This is a genomic window from Phocaeicola vulgatus ATCC 8482 (assembly GCF_000012825.1).
GTDB lineage: Bacteria > Bacteroidota > Bacteroidia > Bacteroidales > Bacteroidaceae > Phocaeicola > Phocaeicola vulgatus.
On sequence record NC_009614.1, the window covers coordinates 2,956,945 to 2,973,694 of the forward strand.

A 16,750-nucleotide genomic window follows, 5' to 3' on the forward strand; every position below is an offset into this window, starting at 1 on the left:
TGAAAATACAATCCGCATAATCAGTGTTTTCATATCTGAAGAACTACAACGGAAGGGTTATTCTATTTTTCCAATGCTGAAGTTTTCAGGATATTTGCCTTTGAAATTCTTATAATACAATTTGATTTCACGCATATCCTTGTCCAAATCACCGCTGGGATGTATTACCTTTTCGGCTGTGATGCATTTCTTCTCGTAGTCGATAGCTACCAGAATAATAGGCAGACCAGCCCCTTGCGCAATATAGTAAAACCCTTTCTTCCAATTGGGATTGGCTTTGCGTGTTCCTTCCGGAGTGATAGCCAGATGGAATTTTTGACTCGATTTGGCAATCTTAATCATCTGGTCCACCAATGAAGTCTTGCGGCTACGGTCTACGGGAATCCCTCCCATCCAGCGGAAAATAGGGCCTAGAGGCCAGAAGAACCAGTCTTTTTTCATCATAAAACCGGTTTCGCGACCTATAGCTCCCATAAACAGTTTGCCTATGAACAAATCCCAATTGGTGGTATGCGGTGCGGCACAGATAATATATTTGTCATAATCGGGAACGGATACTTTAGTCTTCCATCCCAATAGTTTGTAGTAGATAAAACCACAAATAGCTTTTTTCATTCCTTAAATCTTATGCTTTTGTAGCTTTAGCCAGTTCGTCTGCAACCACTTTTATTTCTTTGTTCAAATCCTCATTCAGTTTCTTGTAGAAACCTTTTACGTTACCCGGTTCAGTGTGACTGATGCGTATAATCAGTTTGATCACATTGTGTACAGAGTTGCAAACTACTTCACGGTTAACACCTTCCATCAAACTGACTAAAAACAAATCACTTGCTATATTGGTTATTTTTTTCTTTAAATTTCTTCTACTTGCCATAAATGTAATGTTTTAAGTTAATACATAATTCTAAATTCGCGGTAAAGGTAATATTTTTATTTGTATACGTTTTCATATTTGCGAAAAAAGAACGAAATTTGCACGTGAATTATAAATGAAATTATACACCTTTAAATAGAATAATAGAATATGACTAAAAGTGCATTACAAATTGCCAGAGCTGCTTATCAGCCCAAACTTCCTAAAGCGTTGAAAGGCGCTGTAAAAGTAAAGGAAGGTGAACCTACACAGTCAGTTGCTGACCAGGAAGCTATCAAAGCCTTGTTCCCTAACACTTACGGCATGCCGTTGATTCAGTTCGTTGAAGGCGAAGCTGTCAATATGCCTGCCATCAACGTAGGTGTCATCTTGTCTGGTGGACAGGCTCCCGGCGGACACAATGTTATTTCCGGTTTGTTCGACGGTATCAAAGCATTGAACAAGGACAGCAAACTGTATGGTTTCATTCTGGGCCCCGGTGGTTTGGTAGACCATAATTATATGGAACTGACTTCCGATATTATCGACGAATACCGCAATACCGGTGGTTTCGATATCATCGGTTCGGGACGTACCAAACTGGAAAAGGTAGAACAGTTTGATAAAGGTCTGGAAATCATCAAGGAATTGGGCATCAAGGCATTGGTAATTATCGGTGGTGATGACTCAAACACAAACGCTTGTGTATTGGCAGAATACTATGCTGCGAAGAACTGCGGTGTTCAGGTTATCGGTTGTCCGAAGACTATCGACGGTGACTTGAAGAACGAGATGATTGAAACTTCTTTCGGTTTTGATACGGCTTGTAAGACTTACTCTGAAGTAATCGGTAACATTCAGCGTGACTGTAACTCTGCCCGCAAATACTGGCACTTTATCAAGCTGATGGGACGTTCGGCTTCTCATATCGCTTTGGAATGTGCTTTGCAGGTTCAACCTAACGTATGTATCGTTTCAGAAGAAGTGGAAGAGAAGAACATGTCATTGGATGATGTGGTTACTTACATTGCTCAGGTGGTGGCTAACCGTGCCGCACAAGGCAATAACTTCGGTACAGTGTTGATACCTGAAGGTTTGATCGAATTCATCCCCGCAATGAAGAGATTGATCGCTGAATTGAACGACTTCCTGGCTGCTAACGCATCAGAGTTCGCATTGATCAAGAAATCTCACCAACGTGAATATATCATCTCCAAGCTTTCTAAGGAAAACTCGGAAATCTATGCTTCTCTGCCCGAAGGCGTTGCACGTCAGCTTACTTTGGATCGTGACCCGCACGGAAACGTACAGGTATCACTGATTGAAACAGAAAAGCTGTTGTCTGATATGGTAGCCGTTAAATTGGCTCAGTGGAAAGAAGAAGGCAAGTATGTAGGTAAATTTGCCGCTCAGCATCACTTCTTCGGTTACGAAGGACGTTGCGCTGCTCCGTCAAACTTCGATGCTGACTATTGCTACTCGTTGGGTTACACCGCTTCTATGTTGATTGCCAACGGCAAGACCGGTTATATGTCTTCTGTACGTAACACTACTGCTCCTGCCGAAGAATGGATTGCAGGTGGTGTGCCTATCACAATGATGATGAACATGGAACGTCGTCACGGTGAAATGAAACCGGTTATCCAGAAAGCGTTGGTAAAATTGGACGGTGCTCCTTTCAAGGCGTTCGCCGCACAGCGTGAACGTTGGGCTATTGAAACAGACTATGTATATCCGGGTCCTATCCAGTACTTCGGTCCTACAGAAGTTTGTGACCAGGCAACCAAGACATTGCAGTTGGAACAAGGAAAATAATTTTTTCTTATTTCTATAAAGCATAAAGGAAACCCATCGGGGCTGATTGTAAAACCATTCTCCCGATGGGTTTTATTGCATAGTATGTGGGAATAGGTAAGGTAAAAACAGCTAAATAGGATAAAATGGTAAGAGCGAAAAGCACACGTCCTGCCCCTGTTAAAAAAAAGGCAGTCGCGAAACCTGTCCGCCGGACCACACAGCGGAAGGCGAAAAAGAAACCGCAAAGAGAGATGCCGTCATGGCTTCGGTATGTCATTGCGGGAATTATTGCTTTTTTATTCCTTGCCGCTTTCTTTTATTTCTTTATCCGTCCTTACTCTTACCGTTGGAAGCCTTGCTATGGCTTTAAAGCATACGGTGTATGTATGCCCTCAGGTTTTCATGTGCATGGCATTGATGTTTCCCATTATCAAGGAAACATAGACTGGAAAATGCTGACCCAGACCCGACAGGGAAAATTTCCTATTCATTTTGTCTTTATGAAAGCTTCGGAAGGAGGCGATTATGGGGACAAGGCTTTTAGCTCCAATTTTGATTCGGCGAAAACACATGGGTTTATCCGTGGGGCTTATCATTTTTACAATCCGAAGACAGATCCTGTCCGTCAGGCCGATTTTTTTATCAATTCCGTCAAGCTGGATTCAGGTGATCTTCCTCCTGTGCTCGATATTGAGAAGAGGGGAAAGGATGAGAATCAGCTCCGTCGTGACCTTAAACTGTGGCTTGACAAAATAGAACAGCACTACAAAGTGAAGCCTATTCTTTATACTTCTTATAAGTTTAAAACGCGTTATCTGAATGATTCGGTCTTCAATTCTTATCCTTACTGGATAGCTCATTATTATGTAGACTCGGTGGAATACAGGGGGGAGTGGAAATTCTGGCAGCATACGGATGTGGGTACGTTGCCGGGTATTCGTGAGAAAGTGGATTTGAATATTTTCAACGGTTCGTTGGAAGAATTGCAATTAATGACCATAAAGAAATAAGGGAACTGTGCCTGAGGTTCCGAAAACTTTGCTTATATTTGCTTTATGAACTTACTGCTCAATATTATTTGGCTGATTTGCGGCGGATTTCTGATCTGCGTGGAATATATTGTTTCCAGCCTGTTGCTGATGATTACTATCGTCGGCATTCCTTTCGGTTTCCAGACTTTGAAGTTGTCTATGCTGGCTCTTTGTCCTTTTGGGCGGGAAATACGCAGTTGTCCCGGTGATGGTGGATGTCTCAGTGTGTTGATGAATATCATCTGGATACTTGTAGGTGGAATCTGGATCAGCCTCTCTCATCTGGCATTCGGGGTGTTGCTTTGCATCACTGTCATCGGCATTCCATTCGGACTGCAACATTTCAAGCTGGCGGGTTTGGCACTTACTCCTTTCGGAAAGGAGATTGTATAATAAATATAATACCGATATGATCGTTTGGTCACTTTGGATAAAATGCAGCGTCCTACGTGCGTTTGTCACCGCTTGATTCCGGTTCTAATTTTCAGGGAAGAAGAACAAAAGGACAAAAGAGAGAAAATCCGTTCTTTTGTCCTCGAATAAATCAATGCATATCCTGCGTGGTTGGTGGCAATTCCGTCTTTATCGCGTCTTTGCCATACTTGAAAATGGTATTATTTCATGATGAATTTCACAGCTGCCCAGTTGTTCTTTTCCCGATGATGTACGAACTCCATTCCCAGACTCTCCGCTTTTTCGCGGATAAAAGGAATATCCTGTATATAGAATCCACTCATAAATATTTCCGAACCCGGATGCATACAGGCGGCATAATGGGGAAGGTCTGCCAGAAGAATATTCCGGTTAATGTTGGCAATAATCACATCAAACGCTTTGCGCCCTTTCAGCAGATTGGCGTCACCCAGTTCCACTGTAATGTTATGGATATGGTTCAGTGCAATGTTGTCTTTTGAATTGTTGACGCACCAGTCGTCAATGTCGATGGCTGTCACAGGATTGGCTCCTCGCATGGAGGCAAGGATGGCAAGAATAGAAGTGCCGCATCCCATATCCAGGACTGATTTTCCTTTCAGGTCGGCTTCTAACAGCTCGCTGATTATAGAGCTGGTCGTTTCATGATGCCCTGTGCCGAAAGCCATTTGCGGGTTAATCAGAATTTCATACTCAGTTTTCGGAGTGTCTTTGTGGAACGTGCTGTGAATGCAGCAACGGTCACCTATGACGATGGGTTGAAAGAAGTTTTTCTCCCATTCTTCATTCCAGTTTTTGTCTTCGGCTTCCTTTATGGTGTATTCTATCCGGGTGTCAGGTAAAGGGAAGTTCGCAACCATTTCTTTCAGTGCTTCCTCGTCAAAGAGAGTTTGCTGGATATAGGCCTGTATTCCCCCTTCACATTCTACAAAACTTTCAAATCCTATTTCTCCGGCCAATGCGGACACTACATCATTCACTGTCTCATTACAGGGATGTGTTGTAAAGGTTACTTCTAAATATTTCATATCTTTTCGTTTATTCTATCACTTTACGGAGCAATGCCTCCATCTCATTTTTGAAGATGCCCGCTTCATGCACTTTCACCCCGTCCACATAGAACGTGGGAACGTAATAATAGTCGTATTGGTCGGCTATATCAGGATGTTGGGTTTCTTCTATCATTTCTATTTCTATAGGTTGGAATTCAGGATATTCTGCTTTCAGTTCTTCAATATAGCGCAGTGCTTTTTTGCAGAACGGGCATCTTTCCTGATAAAATAATTTCACTGGTTTCATACGATTGTTGGTTTAAGGATGATGACAAAGATAATTTCTTTTCATTACTTTCACAAACAAACCTTCCGTCTTTTTGTTTCAGACTTGTGCTCTCATTGCAATGTTAGATGCAATTATGCCCTCATGCCCTCATTTGTGAGGTAATTTGTTTATAATGAACAGGTTATTTGTGATGGTAGCATAGAAGAGTATGAGGGCATTGCCCTCATACTCTTCTATGGTAAAATAAATTATTTCAACTTTGTTACATGATATAGGGTACCTCTGGTACTGGTCTTTTTAGGAATGTTCAGTTTGCGGAGAATACGTCCAAACCAATTTATTTTATTGATAGACAGTTTGTCGCGTGTGTTCTCTTGAAGATAATTAAAAATATCCATGGCAGTCATCCATTCTCCCTCCTTTTCGTTGGTTGCAGAAGAAAAGTTACAATGGAATAAATGCTCCAAAGGTGATATTTGTTCAAATTCGCTGTTGCTTTGTCGTAAAACGGCCTCATCTTCGTCATTCAGCCAATAACGTTCGTTCTTATAAAGTAAATGCATGGCTTGCGCATAGAGTTGGCGGTAGTCTATGGTGACATTGGTATCAATGGGATCGGTCACTTCGATACAGATAAAGCGACGGCTTCCCGTGGGGTCGGTGAGCAAATCCTTCTGATTGCTGGTGCCGATGAATGAGGCATAGCGGCGTAATTCGCGCACGCTGGTTCCGTAAGGCTTGCGCAGATTGGCTGTCGGTTTTTGTAGCAGATGTTTCAGAAAGCCTTGTTGATTTACGGTAATCTGGTCGAATTCGTCCAGGTTGATAAGGAAAAATCGTCCCAAGGCACGTTCCGCTTCCTGTTTGCTGCTGAAGTCCAGGCTGTCGGCATAGCCGAAACGGAGTTCGGGTGGCAGCAAGATACGGCAATATGTTAAGTTGTTAAAGTTATACCTTGCTATTGAAAATACTCTTTATCTTTGCATCAAAGATAAGATAAACAATGAAAAGAGTTATAGGTTATATTCGTGTTTCTACTGATAATCAAGACCTTGAAAGGCAAAGGGTGTTGATTAGAAAGTATTGTGAGAATAAGGGGTACTCTCTGTTAAGAATAGAAGAAGACTATGCCATATCTGGAACAGTCAGCAACAGAAACGGATTGAACAGTATTCTAAACATTACCAATAGCGTTGCTGACATGGTAGTAGTTAGTGAGTTGTCTAGACTGTCACGTCAAGATGATATATTTGAAACTTTGACACAGATTCACACAATCATTAGAAACGTGGATTTAGTAATACTAGACGAACCAGACAAGGTATATGAAGCTGGAAAAACTATCATTCTTTCTGACTTTTTAATGCTTGCAATCAAAGCCTATGGAGCAGCGGATGAAAGAAAGAAAATAGTAAGCCGTATGACTACAGGTAAAGACAGTAAAGTACAAGCGTTTCCGTTAATGCTTACAGACAGTAATATACCAACTGGCTTTAAGGCAGTGCCCAATCCGAATTATATAAAGGGAGCAACCCCCAAAATGTTATTGGTGGAAGATGAGGAACGTATGCAGTTAGTCAGAGATATATTTAACTATGTGGCAAACGGTCTTTCTCTAGGAAAAACAGCAGAAAAACTGAATATGCTTGGATATAGGACAGCAAGAAACAAACCGTTCTATGAACAGTCTATCAGAACAATTATAAATGATTCCATTTATAACGGTGTCAGATATTGGAAAGGCATGAAACTGGAACTTCCCGTAAAATTCATATCAGATGAAATCTGGAATCTGGCACACAAGAAAGTGCAGGAGAACAAGAATTATAGCGGTGAGGCACAAAAACATTATAACCCGTTGAAAGGCATTATCAAGTGTCCTTGTGGGCAAACCTCAATGTATGGCAGAACCTCATCCTGCATTACCTACAGATGTCTTGACAGAATAAAGATGGGAATAAAAAGCCCATGCACCAATGTTGGCATAAAGGCTGAAACTTTAATATATGCGGTGTGGAAAGATGTCAGACTTAGAACTCTGGATGAAACTTACCAAGCCAAGAGCAATGAGAAAATTGCAGAAATAGAAGCTGAAAATATAAAACTGACACAAAGCATAAAAGAAAAGGATTCTGAAATAGCCAAACTACAGTCTGATTTGAAAACAGTCATAGATAATGTTATGGCTTCCACCAATATAACAATAGTCAAGGCATTGAATGGCAAGGCGGATTCAATAGACAGCCAGATAAAGAGTATAGAAGCGGAAAAGACAGCCATTGATGAAGAAATTGCATCCAATAACAGAAGAATAGCGGATGAAATAAAGAGCCAGTCAAGAAAAGAACTTGACAGCCTTTCTCTGGAGGGCAAGGGAGAAATGTTCAGAGAATTACTTAGTAAAGTAGTTTATTATTCCGTTTCTTTAAATAGCGGATTCATAGTCATTACTTACAAGAATGACTTGGAAACTATCATAGCGTATCATAATAGGAACAAACCATTTTTATGGGCACTTCCTATAACTTTCAGATTCAACAAGGTAAAACGGACTGTAATAGTTCCAACTTTACCAGAGCAACCTAAAATGACTTCTTTTGTCTTGGAACGTATCAAAGAGAAAGAATACACATTTAAACAGTTGCAGGAAAGTTTCAATCTGGAAGAATATAAAATATAAAAGTCTGTATTCTACAAACTTTTCTGTTATTTTGCAGTAGAACTAATAATGAATGTACCATGCTAGAAGAAAAACTATATCAGATAGAGGAACTTTCAGATTTGAAAGTTAATTGGACTGAAAGCTACAAATGTCTGGATGAGCCACTATTAGAATATGTGTGGGAAGTAGCCAACCACTTTCTACCAGATTATGAAGAAACAGATAAGGGAATGATACCAATAGAATCTACAGCACCTGCTATATTTGCCAACAGATATGCGGAAAGAAACTTGTCCGTTGAAGAAAGATACGAGAGAAACAAAGAAATGAACACTTTCAAAGGAACTTTGGAAGAATACAAAAAACGGGAATACAGAGAGTTGGACGATTCTTTCAAAGAGAAGTTTTTGAATAATAAGAACTTACAGCATACCATTGAAGCATTTGATTTTGATGTCAGCAAGTTTTGGTATCTGCTTCTTTTCGTATATGACTTTATAGAGGATATTGGAACTGATGCGCCTACTGTAGAGAAACCGCTACTTGAAGATTTCGCTTCTTTTCTAACTAATCTATGCGGAGCATCGAGCATAACCTTGAAACAGGGCGACAAGAATATTTATTCTACAGAACGGGAAGACTTGATAGACATTATCCAAAGGGCTGTTTATCATTTCGGTGAAACATATAGCAAGATTGTAAACGGAGAACAAGACCTAAAAACAAAAATCAAACAATTACAGAAGTTAGGCTTGAAAGGCTTTATAGATAACAGCCTGTTATCGCAAATTAATTTCAACGGCAAGTACACTCTTGACTATTCCCACAAAAGATGGAAGTTTGCAGAAATGTTCCTGTATTTCTTGGAGGGCAAGAAAGCAGATAAAAAAAGAGTAAGTGACAGAAACGTAAGGATTTCTACTGAAAAGAACCTATTCGTTTCGAGACTTCTCTATACCACAGGCTATGTCTCGGAGGTGTACGACAGAGAGTTCTTTCCAAACGGAAAGCCCAACAGGACATTGTCCCTTATCATCCGAAAATACAGTAAGGAGAAATTTCCCCCTGTTATAGCTAACAACTATAATGCAGTAGCACTTTAGGCATATATAACAACAGGAAATGCGTACTGAAAGACTTATTCTTTTCGGTACGCATTTTTTTTGCGTACTGAATGCAACAGATGATAAGTACGTATATTATTAATTTACAGCGCTTTGCAGTGAAATAAAATATATTTTTCTTTGCATCGTCAAAATGAAAACCAAGATGCGCATCAACTAATGATTTTCGATTGACATTAGTTTCTAAATTAAAATTGTTAGCTATGAGCAAAATAGTACAGGTGGCGACCTCAAACGCAGATGTGTTAATTAACGCTACGGAAGTAGCAAGTGTAGAATCTCAAAACGACAATAATATGAATGAAGTGACGAGCACAGACTGTTGCCCGAAAGAAAAGACAACAGTTATCGCTATCATTGAGGGTGTTAAACAAGAAGTTAAATTGGCTCGCACCATCTATAGCATGGACGTGCTGAAGAAAAGCCAAGAGAAACTCCTTGGAGAAATTGACAAGAGCAAGTTGCTTGATGAGATATTCCACTTTTCAGACCCCGAAATCTTCCGCAAGGCAGGGATTCCCCTCTACGACTGTGAGGGGGAAGAAATTCCTAAAGATGAGGAGAATGTGCTTGTGCCTATTGAGACAGGAGCAAACTATTGGAGGTTCAGTTTCGATGCCGTACTGAAACACGTACAGATACATACCTTTGAAAGCGTGGAAGAGTATGCGCAAGTGGTAGGAATGGCAGACCTTTTCACCCGTTCAAGAAGCACAGTCGAGAAGATAGGCATTGCGGCTTTGGCTACAGGGGATGCCACTTATCAAGCGGTCTATGAACTTGCGAGAAAGACAGGTATGCCCGGCAGCAGTGCTTATGCGTACTTGGGGGTACAACTCCAAGCATCCACCACGTTGGAGATGTCTATCGGTATAAGACGGAAAGACGTGCCTGTGCTGAGCAGAACCCTTGAAGAAGCGTTGGAACTCCACAAACAAATCTGCCTTACGTTTACTCCAGCCGACGCAAGGAAGCGTTACGCAATTCGGGCTATCAACTCCGTTATGAAAACAGGAGACTATGACCTTGCAACCATCATGCAGGCATTACGAACCATTCCAGCGGAAAGCGTCACACGTGCCCGCCTAATGGATTGCGGAATAAAAGAGACCTGCATAGCCAATGTCCTAATCAAGTACATCATTGAAATGCGGCAAAAGAGAGCCGCCTAAACAGCTCCGAAGAATGAGCCTGTGTGACAGGCAGGCTTGTTCTTCACATTAGAAGCGTCTCTTTCCAATGTAAGAAAAACCAACAGATTATGGATATATATAAATTCAGTCTGACAGTACAACAATGAACGGAGGATGCTCTAATGTGGCTGACTTACAAAGACAGAAAGTGTAAGAAAATTTTTAGGAGAAAAGATTATGATTACGTATAAAATAAGTGTAAAGGACGGTTACATGGTAGATTCCGATTTACCACACAACTGTATCTTTAATAAAGCGAGGACAGGCTGCGGTGGCACAAGCATCGCATTGAATAACGGCGAGAATTACGTTGTTGCCGTACCCACCACCGAACTGATAATAAACAAGTGCAGTTCCAATGACAGATGTTTTGGCTTGTACGGAAACTTCACGCCCAAACTGAAAAAAGAACTGTCCGACTACATCCAGCAACACGAATGCAGGAAGATTATATGCACCTATGACAAGCTGCCCAAACTGCTGGCTTTGGTTGATGGAAAGGACTACAGGCTGTTGGTGGACGAATACCACAATTTCCTCAAACAGTATTCGTTCAGGGACAAGGCTATTGACGGAGTATTAGATAACTTTAAGGCGTTCAAGTCTTTCTGTTTCATGTCCGCCACTCCGATTGAAACGGACTTGAAGCCAAATGTTTTGGATGGCGTGACGGAATATGTTGCCGATTGGAAAGAACCGCTCCCGATATGCGTCCTTCCCTATCAGACCAACAAGCCTTATCAGTTTGCAGCCAATGTTATCGGCAAATACAAGATGCAAGGCTGTTTGGAAGTGAACGGGCATGAATCACGGGAAGCCTATTTCTTCTTGAACAGCGTACAGGAGATTGCGCACATCATCAGACAGTGCGGGCTGACCAATGACAATTGCAGGGTGATATGTGCCAATACAAGCCACAACCAAAAGAAACTGGGTGAAATGAAAATATCCAACTCGTTAAGCCCTGCAAGGATGTTCAATTTCATCACCTGCAAATCATTCGAGGGTGCGGACTTTTTCTCTGAGACAGGGCTTTGTTTCGTTATCAGCAATGTCTATAAAAAACAGACCTTGGCAAGCATGGATATTGACATACCCCAAATTGCAGGAAGAATCAGAAACAGGGAAAATCCGTTAAGGCATACGGTCTTTCATATATTCAACACCAAGAAAGATGATATGTTTGCCAGCTATGAGGAAGTCAGGAAAGACACGCTCAAACAGCTTGAAATAGCAGAGGAAAGGGTTAAGGCATACAATTCCTTTTCAGCGGATGCCAAGAAACAGCAGGCTAAAGAGGTCAAAGATTCCTTATATATAAGGTATAACAACGGTATGTTTGAAGTGAACGACAGGGCTGTAAACTATATCCTGTATGAATACAAGCTGATGCACCAAATATACCAGTCGAAAGAGAATGTTGCGGATGCCTATGCCCATGCAGGTTTCAACTATGGCAATATCCGATGGGAGAAATTGCCAAACGAGGAGATTGGAAAGTTGGGCAGGAGAATTGCGTTTGCGGAGATAGCGCAGAGATACTATGACCTGCAATACAGCTTTAACAATGGCAGGGCAGAGATTGAAAGGCAATACCCTTTCATCCGTGAAGCGTTCCAACTGTTAGGCTTTCAAGAGATACGCAGGCTAAGAAGCAGGAAAGCGGTGGAAGAAGCCTTGCTACAAGCCAAGTTAGCCGATAAGCCAAGCCGTTCTGAAATGTTCGGACTACTTTCGCAAGTGATAGAAATCGGCAGATTCTACTTGACAGCGGACTTACGGGCAATCTGTGAACAGTTCCATCTTTCCAAGATTAAGGATTTGAGGGAATGGTACAATATCAAGAGTGGAACAAAACGGATAAATGGTGTTCCACGAAACGGATATTGGATTAGGAGTTTGATTGTGTAATATTAAAACTTATTTATTATGGGATTAAATTTAAGCAAGGGGGATATGTACAAGTTTGTTAACTATACTTGGAATCCTATCAAAGGCAAATGCCTGCACGATTGCAGCTATTGCTATATGAAGCAGATAAATCCAAATGCCAATCCGCCAAGATTGGCAGAATATGAACTTAATACAGACCTTGGCTGTGGCAGGTCTATTTTTATTGGCAGTTCCACGGATATGTTCGCAGAAGACATACCATCCGAATGGATTGCCAGAGTGTTGGATTACTGCTATCAGAACAGAAACATGTTACTGCCCAACGCTTACCTGTTGCAGTCCAAGAACCCCAAGAGATTTTTGGAGTTCATCAACCATCCGATTATGGAACGTGTGGTATTCTGCACGACCATTGAGACCAACCGTTTCTATCCGGAGATAATGAACAAAGCTCCAAGAATTGATGAACGGGTGGAAGCTATGGAAGAGATAGCAAGGCTTGGACGCCCCACAATGGTAACGGCAGAACCTTTGATGCAGTTTGACCATGAAGAAATGGTGTCTTTTATCAGAAGATGCAGCCCCAAGTTGGTGAACATAGGAAGAAACTCTTGCAGGAGAATTGTACTGCCAGAGCCTACCCAAGAAGAAGTCCAGCAACTCATTGCGGAACTGAAATCGCTGAAATCGTTTACCAAGGTGAACGTGAAAGACAACGCATTGGAATGGTGCAAGTAACGGCAGAGAAAGAAAGTTGGAGGAAACCTGCAATATGGCGGAATCCAACTTTCGCTTTTTATTAGAGTTATATAGCCTATACTTTATAATATTCCACATACAGCCAATGACATTAAAAAGGCTACCTAATTAAAGAATCACCTATATGCAGTTTAGCTAAAAGTCAAGAGAACAGACATATAAGGTACTTAATACAGAAATCCCCCCCTCCCCATTCAGCCAGTGACCTAAAATATATAAGAGTGTCTGCCTCACGAGTTCACAACCCCTCAAGTCCCCCTCTGTATATTGATATAAAAAAGAATTATTAATCATTTAAACTTTTATCATTATGACAAATTTAGTTATCATGCCAACAGAGAACAGAGAGAGAATGAATTTAGGTGAGTTTGCAGAAGAAGCAACCATTATTGAAGAAACTGCAACGCCTAAAAGAGTAAATCATTTCATTGAGGCAAACACCCAAGAAGCTACCTTGCAACATTTGAAAAATGACTGTATTACTCCCGTTTTTGCAAAAGACAATGAGCTTACAGTAAACCATGCTGCATTTATTGAAACTGTTTGGGAAGCTGCAAACTCCTACTACAATGGTGAGACTATCGGAACACCCGATATTCGTGTCTCTCATGTGATTAAGGGGCGCATCCCCGAAGCTATCCACAAACCTGCCAATCAGTTGTTGGAATCAGACAAAACAATCTACTATGAGAGGGCAGCTTTCAGTATTGACATTCCCACAATCTATGAAACGGTTGAGGGAAACAAGTTGAACCTTTCAATAGTGGGGGTCAGAGCCTATAATCAAATGAACTTATACAGCAAGAAAGTTCCAGAGTTGTTTAGGTTGGCTATTGGCTTTAAGAACCAAGTATGCTGCAACATGTGCGTCTTTACAGATGGTTACAAGGATGATTTAAGGGTGAGCAATACAAGTGAACTTTACCGTTCTGCCTTGGAACTGTTCAACAACTACAATCCTGCCAAACATCTGCATTTGATGCAACAGTTGGGCAATACTTCAATGAGTGAACACCAATTTGCACAAATATTGGGCAAAATGAGACTTTATCAGTGTTTGCCCAATGGCTACCAAAAGAGACTGCCAAGAATGTTGCTTACTGATACACAGATTAACAGTGTTGCAAAAGCCTACATTAATGATGAGAACTTTGGCAGCTTTGGAAATGACTTGAATATGTGGAAGTTCTACAACCTATTAACGGGTGCAAATAAGAGCAGCTATATAGATTCATTCTTAGACCGCTCATTAAATGCAACTGAAATGGCTGTTGGAATCAATGCAGCCCTGCATGGGGATGAGCATTACAAATGGTTTATTGACTAATTAATGAGAGGACATCTATTTATTAGGTGTCCTTTCTTTTTTAACAACTTAAAAATACTACAGAATGGAAGATAATGGAAAACTAGTACTATGGGGTACATTGGTAGTTCTACTACTAATAATAATTGGTATTATCAATCCTTTTTTGCTGATACTGATTATTGCAATCTTTACTTATCTGCAATCATAAATACTCACTAATATACAAAGTGAATGTTTTGCTATAAATCAACACATTAGCTAATTAGCTAGTATGTTGGTAATGGTGAAACATTCACTTTTATTTATTTACATATAAAACAGAACATTATGAGTTTAAAGTATTCAAGCACTACAGCAGATTATCTAGTTTGGTCTGATGCTATGAATTTAATAAGGAAATTGGCTAAAGATGGTAATTACAAAATTTCACTTCTTATAGCTTTGGGTTGTTTCACAGGATTGAGAATATCAGATATTTTAGCTTTGAGATGGAAACAGATATTAAATACCAGTGAATTTACAGTAATAGAGAAAAAGACAAATAAGGTGAGAACTATTAGGATAAATGCCCAACTTGGGCAGCACATTAAAGAATGCTATGAACAGATAAAGCCTATAGGAATTAACTCACCTATTTTAGTGAGCCAAAAAGGAACTGTTTTCACTATCCAGAGAATCAATGTGATACTAAAAGAGGTGAAAAAGAAGTATAAATTAAAGATTAAGAACTTTAGCTGTCATTCACTTAGAAAGACTTTTGGCAGACAAGTTTATAATATGAACAGTGACAATTCAGAACTAGCCTTAGTCAAACTGATGGAACTGTTTAATCATTCCAGTGTAACTATAACTAAAAGATACTTAGGTTTAAGGCAGGAAGAACTGTTAAATACTTATGACTGCCTAAGTTTCTAATCTGTTGGAATGTGACAAAGTTTGAAATTTCTGAGCTATTTACAGAGATAGAAAGTTTTGTCACATTCTGATAGTCCTATGCAAACCAGTTCCGAAATGAAGTGGGAACCGTCTTTTTAAAAAGGCATGGTACGGCTTGTAGTTTATGGTATGTGCGATTTGTGGGAACTACTAATAAAGTTTGAATGGTTATATCAATCTGCAATATTAGCTATAATCTTTCTAGCTAACAGTAAGTATGAGTTCCGTCTTATATGCCCACTTCTAATTTTTATACTGCAATGAAGTTACAACTAAAAGAAACTGATACTAGCTAATTATCTATTACAGATATGTTTTGGAACACTTGGAACTGCATTTATCAGCGTTTTATCTTTAGCTATTCAAAACCTTTCATTAACTTTGCAGCAATTTCAGAGGTCTTAATGCGTTAAGACACTGGAAGGACATATTTTAGTAAAGGGCGTTTAGCAAAGTTATCCTTCACTTGAATCTGGACAATTCTTGACTGTGGGTAATGAGCAAGAAGCGTCCGCGTCTATGGTATTTTATATCCTAGCTATAGGAATATCATATCATTAGGCGTGGACTTTGCTTATTATACAGTCAAGGCAGTCCAGAGCCTAAGTGGAATAATAAGTTAAAGTTTCCACGCCTTATTTTTATCCGCTTCTGTCTGGAAACTGGGAAGCATGGATTTAAACAAGATGAAAGCCTACTTATTGGATATTCCTAACAAATACCACAGATTCAGTAAGAATCTGGATGTTAAGGCTATTCTATGTAATAAGTCTTGGTTGGTATTTAATGATTCTGGAGATAAGGAGTTATATATCTTTCAAGAAAACGGTTCTCTCATTACTTCTGTAAATGGTAGTGTTATAAATGCTACATGGCAATATATTTCTGCCAATAATTCCTTAGTGATTTCTTTCAAAGAACAATCTTATATGCTTCATCCATCATTCAAGGATGATGTTACATTTGTTTTACAGCTAGACGGAACAGAAAAATTTGCCTTTATGATAGAAGAAAGCCAAAGCAATTCTTTTCATCCAAAATCACTAAAAGAACTTACTGCCTATTTTGAAAACAAAGAACGTAGAAATATAGAAGAAAGGCAACAAGAAAAAAGATTCTTATTGCAACAGCAAGAAACTAGGCAAAAAGAAATAAGAGAATTTCAGATAGACCAGAAAAGACGAAGAAAAGAGGAAGAACGAGAAGAAGAAATTTTGAAGAATTGTAACTATTACTTGAAATTCAGCATAATTGCAGGGAGTATATTCGTAATATATACAGTTCTGTTTATTATTTATTATCCTCCAACACAGAACCTTAGAAGTTTTATAGATATGCTTTTTACATTCTGTTCTCCAATATTATTTTTCAGTGTCATTGCAATAATAATTGATATTAGATTAAGAAGCAGAATACTTAGACGCTATAACCAAAGATAAATATCCAGTGATTTAATCAACATAATTAATAACTTAAATAT

At 39.8% G+C, this 16,750-nt stretch carries 15 protein-coding genes and 1 pseudogene; 11 read left to right on the forward strand and 5 right to left on the reverse strand.

What is annotated here, in order from left to right:
- Positions 1–57: 57 nt before the first annotated feature.
- On the reverse strand, positions 58–615 hold the full coding sequence (locus tag BVU_RS11495; protein ID WP_005846134.1) for a lysophospholipid acyltransferase family protein: 558 nt from the start codon (positions 613–615) through the stop codon (positions 58–60).
- A gap of 10 nt (positions 616–625) precedes the next feature.
- On the reverse strand, positions 626–874 hold the full coding sequence (locus tag BVU_RS11500; RefSeq protein ID WP_005846136.1) for a hypothetical protein: 249 nt from the start codon (positions 872–874) through the stop codon (positions 626–628).
- Between the two features lie 150 nt (positions 875–1,024).
- On the opposite strand from BVU_RS11500, the gene BVU_RS11505 reads away from it, so the two are divergent.
- From BVU_RS11505 to BVU_RS11515, 3 genes are all read left to right on the forward strand, one after another.
- A complete protein-coding gene (locus tag BVU_RS11505; RefSeq protein ID WP_005846138.1) occupies positions 1,025–2,668 on the forward strand; it encodes a diphosphate--fructose-6-phosphate 1-phosphotransferase in 1,644 nt (547 codons plus the stop codon).
- Between the two features lie 125 nt (positions 2,669–2,793).
- Positions 2,794–3,660, forward strand: coding sequence for a glycoside hydrolase family 25 protein (locus tag BVU_RS11510; protein WP_005848612.1), 867 nt, complete (start codon positions 2,794–2,796; stop codon positions 3,658–3,660).
- A gap of 45 nt (positions 3,661–3,705) precedes the next feature.
- The gene (locus tag BVU_RS11515) at positions 3,706–4,074 is read left to right on the forward strand and encodes a YccF domain-containing protein (protein ID WP_005846143.1); all 369 of its coding nucleotides are present in this window, start codon (positions 3,706–3,708) and stop codon (positions 4,072–4,074) included.
- 221 nt (positions 4,075–4,295) lie between these two features.
- On the opposite strand, the gene prmA is transcribed toward BVU_RS11515, so the two are convergent.
- The 3 genes and pseudogenes from prmA to BVU_RS11530 all read right to left on the reverse strand — a co-directional run.
- On the reverse strand, positions 4,296–5,141 hold the full coding sequence (gene prmA, locus BVU_RS11520) for a 50S ribosomal protein L11 methyltransferase (protein WP_005846146.1): 846 nt from the start codon (positions 5,139–5,141) through the stop codon (positions 4,296–4,298).
- A 10-nt stretch (positions 5,142–5,151) separates the two neighbouring features.
- Positions 5,152–5,412, reverse strand: a complete 261-nt coding sequence (locus BVU_RS11525; RefSeq protein ID WP_005846148.1) for a thioredoxin family protein — start codon at positions 5,410–5,412, stop codon at positions 5,152–5,154.
- 230 nt (positions 5,413–5,642) lie between these two features.
- A pseudogene (locus BVU_RS11530) lies at positions 5,643–6,335 on the reverse strand (VapE domain-containing protein); the annotation flags it as partial.
- 62 nt (positions 6,336–6,397) lie between these two features.
- Between BVU_RS11530 and BVU_RS11535 the strand changes: the two are divergent.
- The 8 genes from BVU_RS11535 to BVU_RS11570 all read left to right on the forward strand — a co-directional run bounded on the left by BVU_RS11535 (position 6,398) and on the right by BVU_RS11570 (position 16,709).
- Complete coding sequence (locus tag BVU_RS11535) at positions 6,398–8,074, forward strand: recombinase family protein (protein ID WP_011964745.1); 1,677 nt, start codon at positions 6,398–6,400, stop codon at positions 8,072–8,074.
- Between the two features lie 59 nt (positions 8,075–8,133).
- The gene (locus BVU_RS11540) at positions 8,134–9,159 is read left to right on the forward strand and encodes a hypothetical protein (RefSeq protein ID WP_011965554.1); all 1,026 of its coding nucleotides are present in this window, start codon (positions 8,134–8,136) and stop codon (positions 9,157–9,159) included.
- A gap of 224 nt (positions 9,160–9,383) precedes the next feature.
- Positions 9,384–10,352 (forward strand): hypothetical protein, encoded by a 969-nt coding sequence (locus tag BVU_RS11545; RefSeq protein WP_007212650.1) that lies wholly within the window; start codon positions 9,384–9,386, stop codon positions 10,350–10,352.
- Positions 10,353–10,550: 198 nt separating this feature from the next.
- Positions 10,551–12,284 (forward strand): hypothetical protein, encoded by a 1,734-nt coding sequence (locus BVU_RS11550; RefSeq protein WP_007842737.1) that lies wholly within the window; start codon positions 10,551–10,553, stop codon positions 12,282–12,284.
- An 18-nt stretch (positions 12,285–12,302) separates the two neighbouring features.
- Positions 12,303–13,004, forward strand: coding sequence for a radical SAM protein (locus BVU_RS11555; protein ID WP_007212648.1), 702 nt, complete (start codon positions 12,303–12,305; stop codon positions 13,002–13,004).
- 331 nt (positions 13,005–13,335) lie between these two features.
- Positions 13,336–14,352, forward strand: a complete 1,017-nt coding sequence (locus BVU_RS11560; RefSeq protein ID WP_007212647.1) for a DUF3871 family protein — start codon at positions 13,336–13,338, stop codon at positions 14,350–14,352.
- A gap of 309 nt (positions 14,353–14,661) precedes the next feature.
- Positions 14,662–15,249 carry a tyrosine-type recombinase/integrase gene (locus BVU_RS11565; protein WP_011964752.1) on the forward strand — a complete coding sequence of 196 codons (588 nt, stop codon included), beginning with the start codon at positions 14,662–14,664 and terminating at the stop codon, positions 15,247–15,249.
- Positions 15,250–15,956: 707 nt separating this feature from the next.
- Positions 15,957–16,709 (forward strand): hypothetical protein, encoded by a 753-nt coding sequence (locus tag BVU_RS11570; RefSeq protein WP_041174507.1) that lies wholly within the window; start codon positions 15,957–15,959, stop codon positions 16,707–16,709.
- Positions 16,710–16,750: the final 41 nt, after the last annotated feature.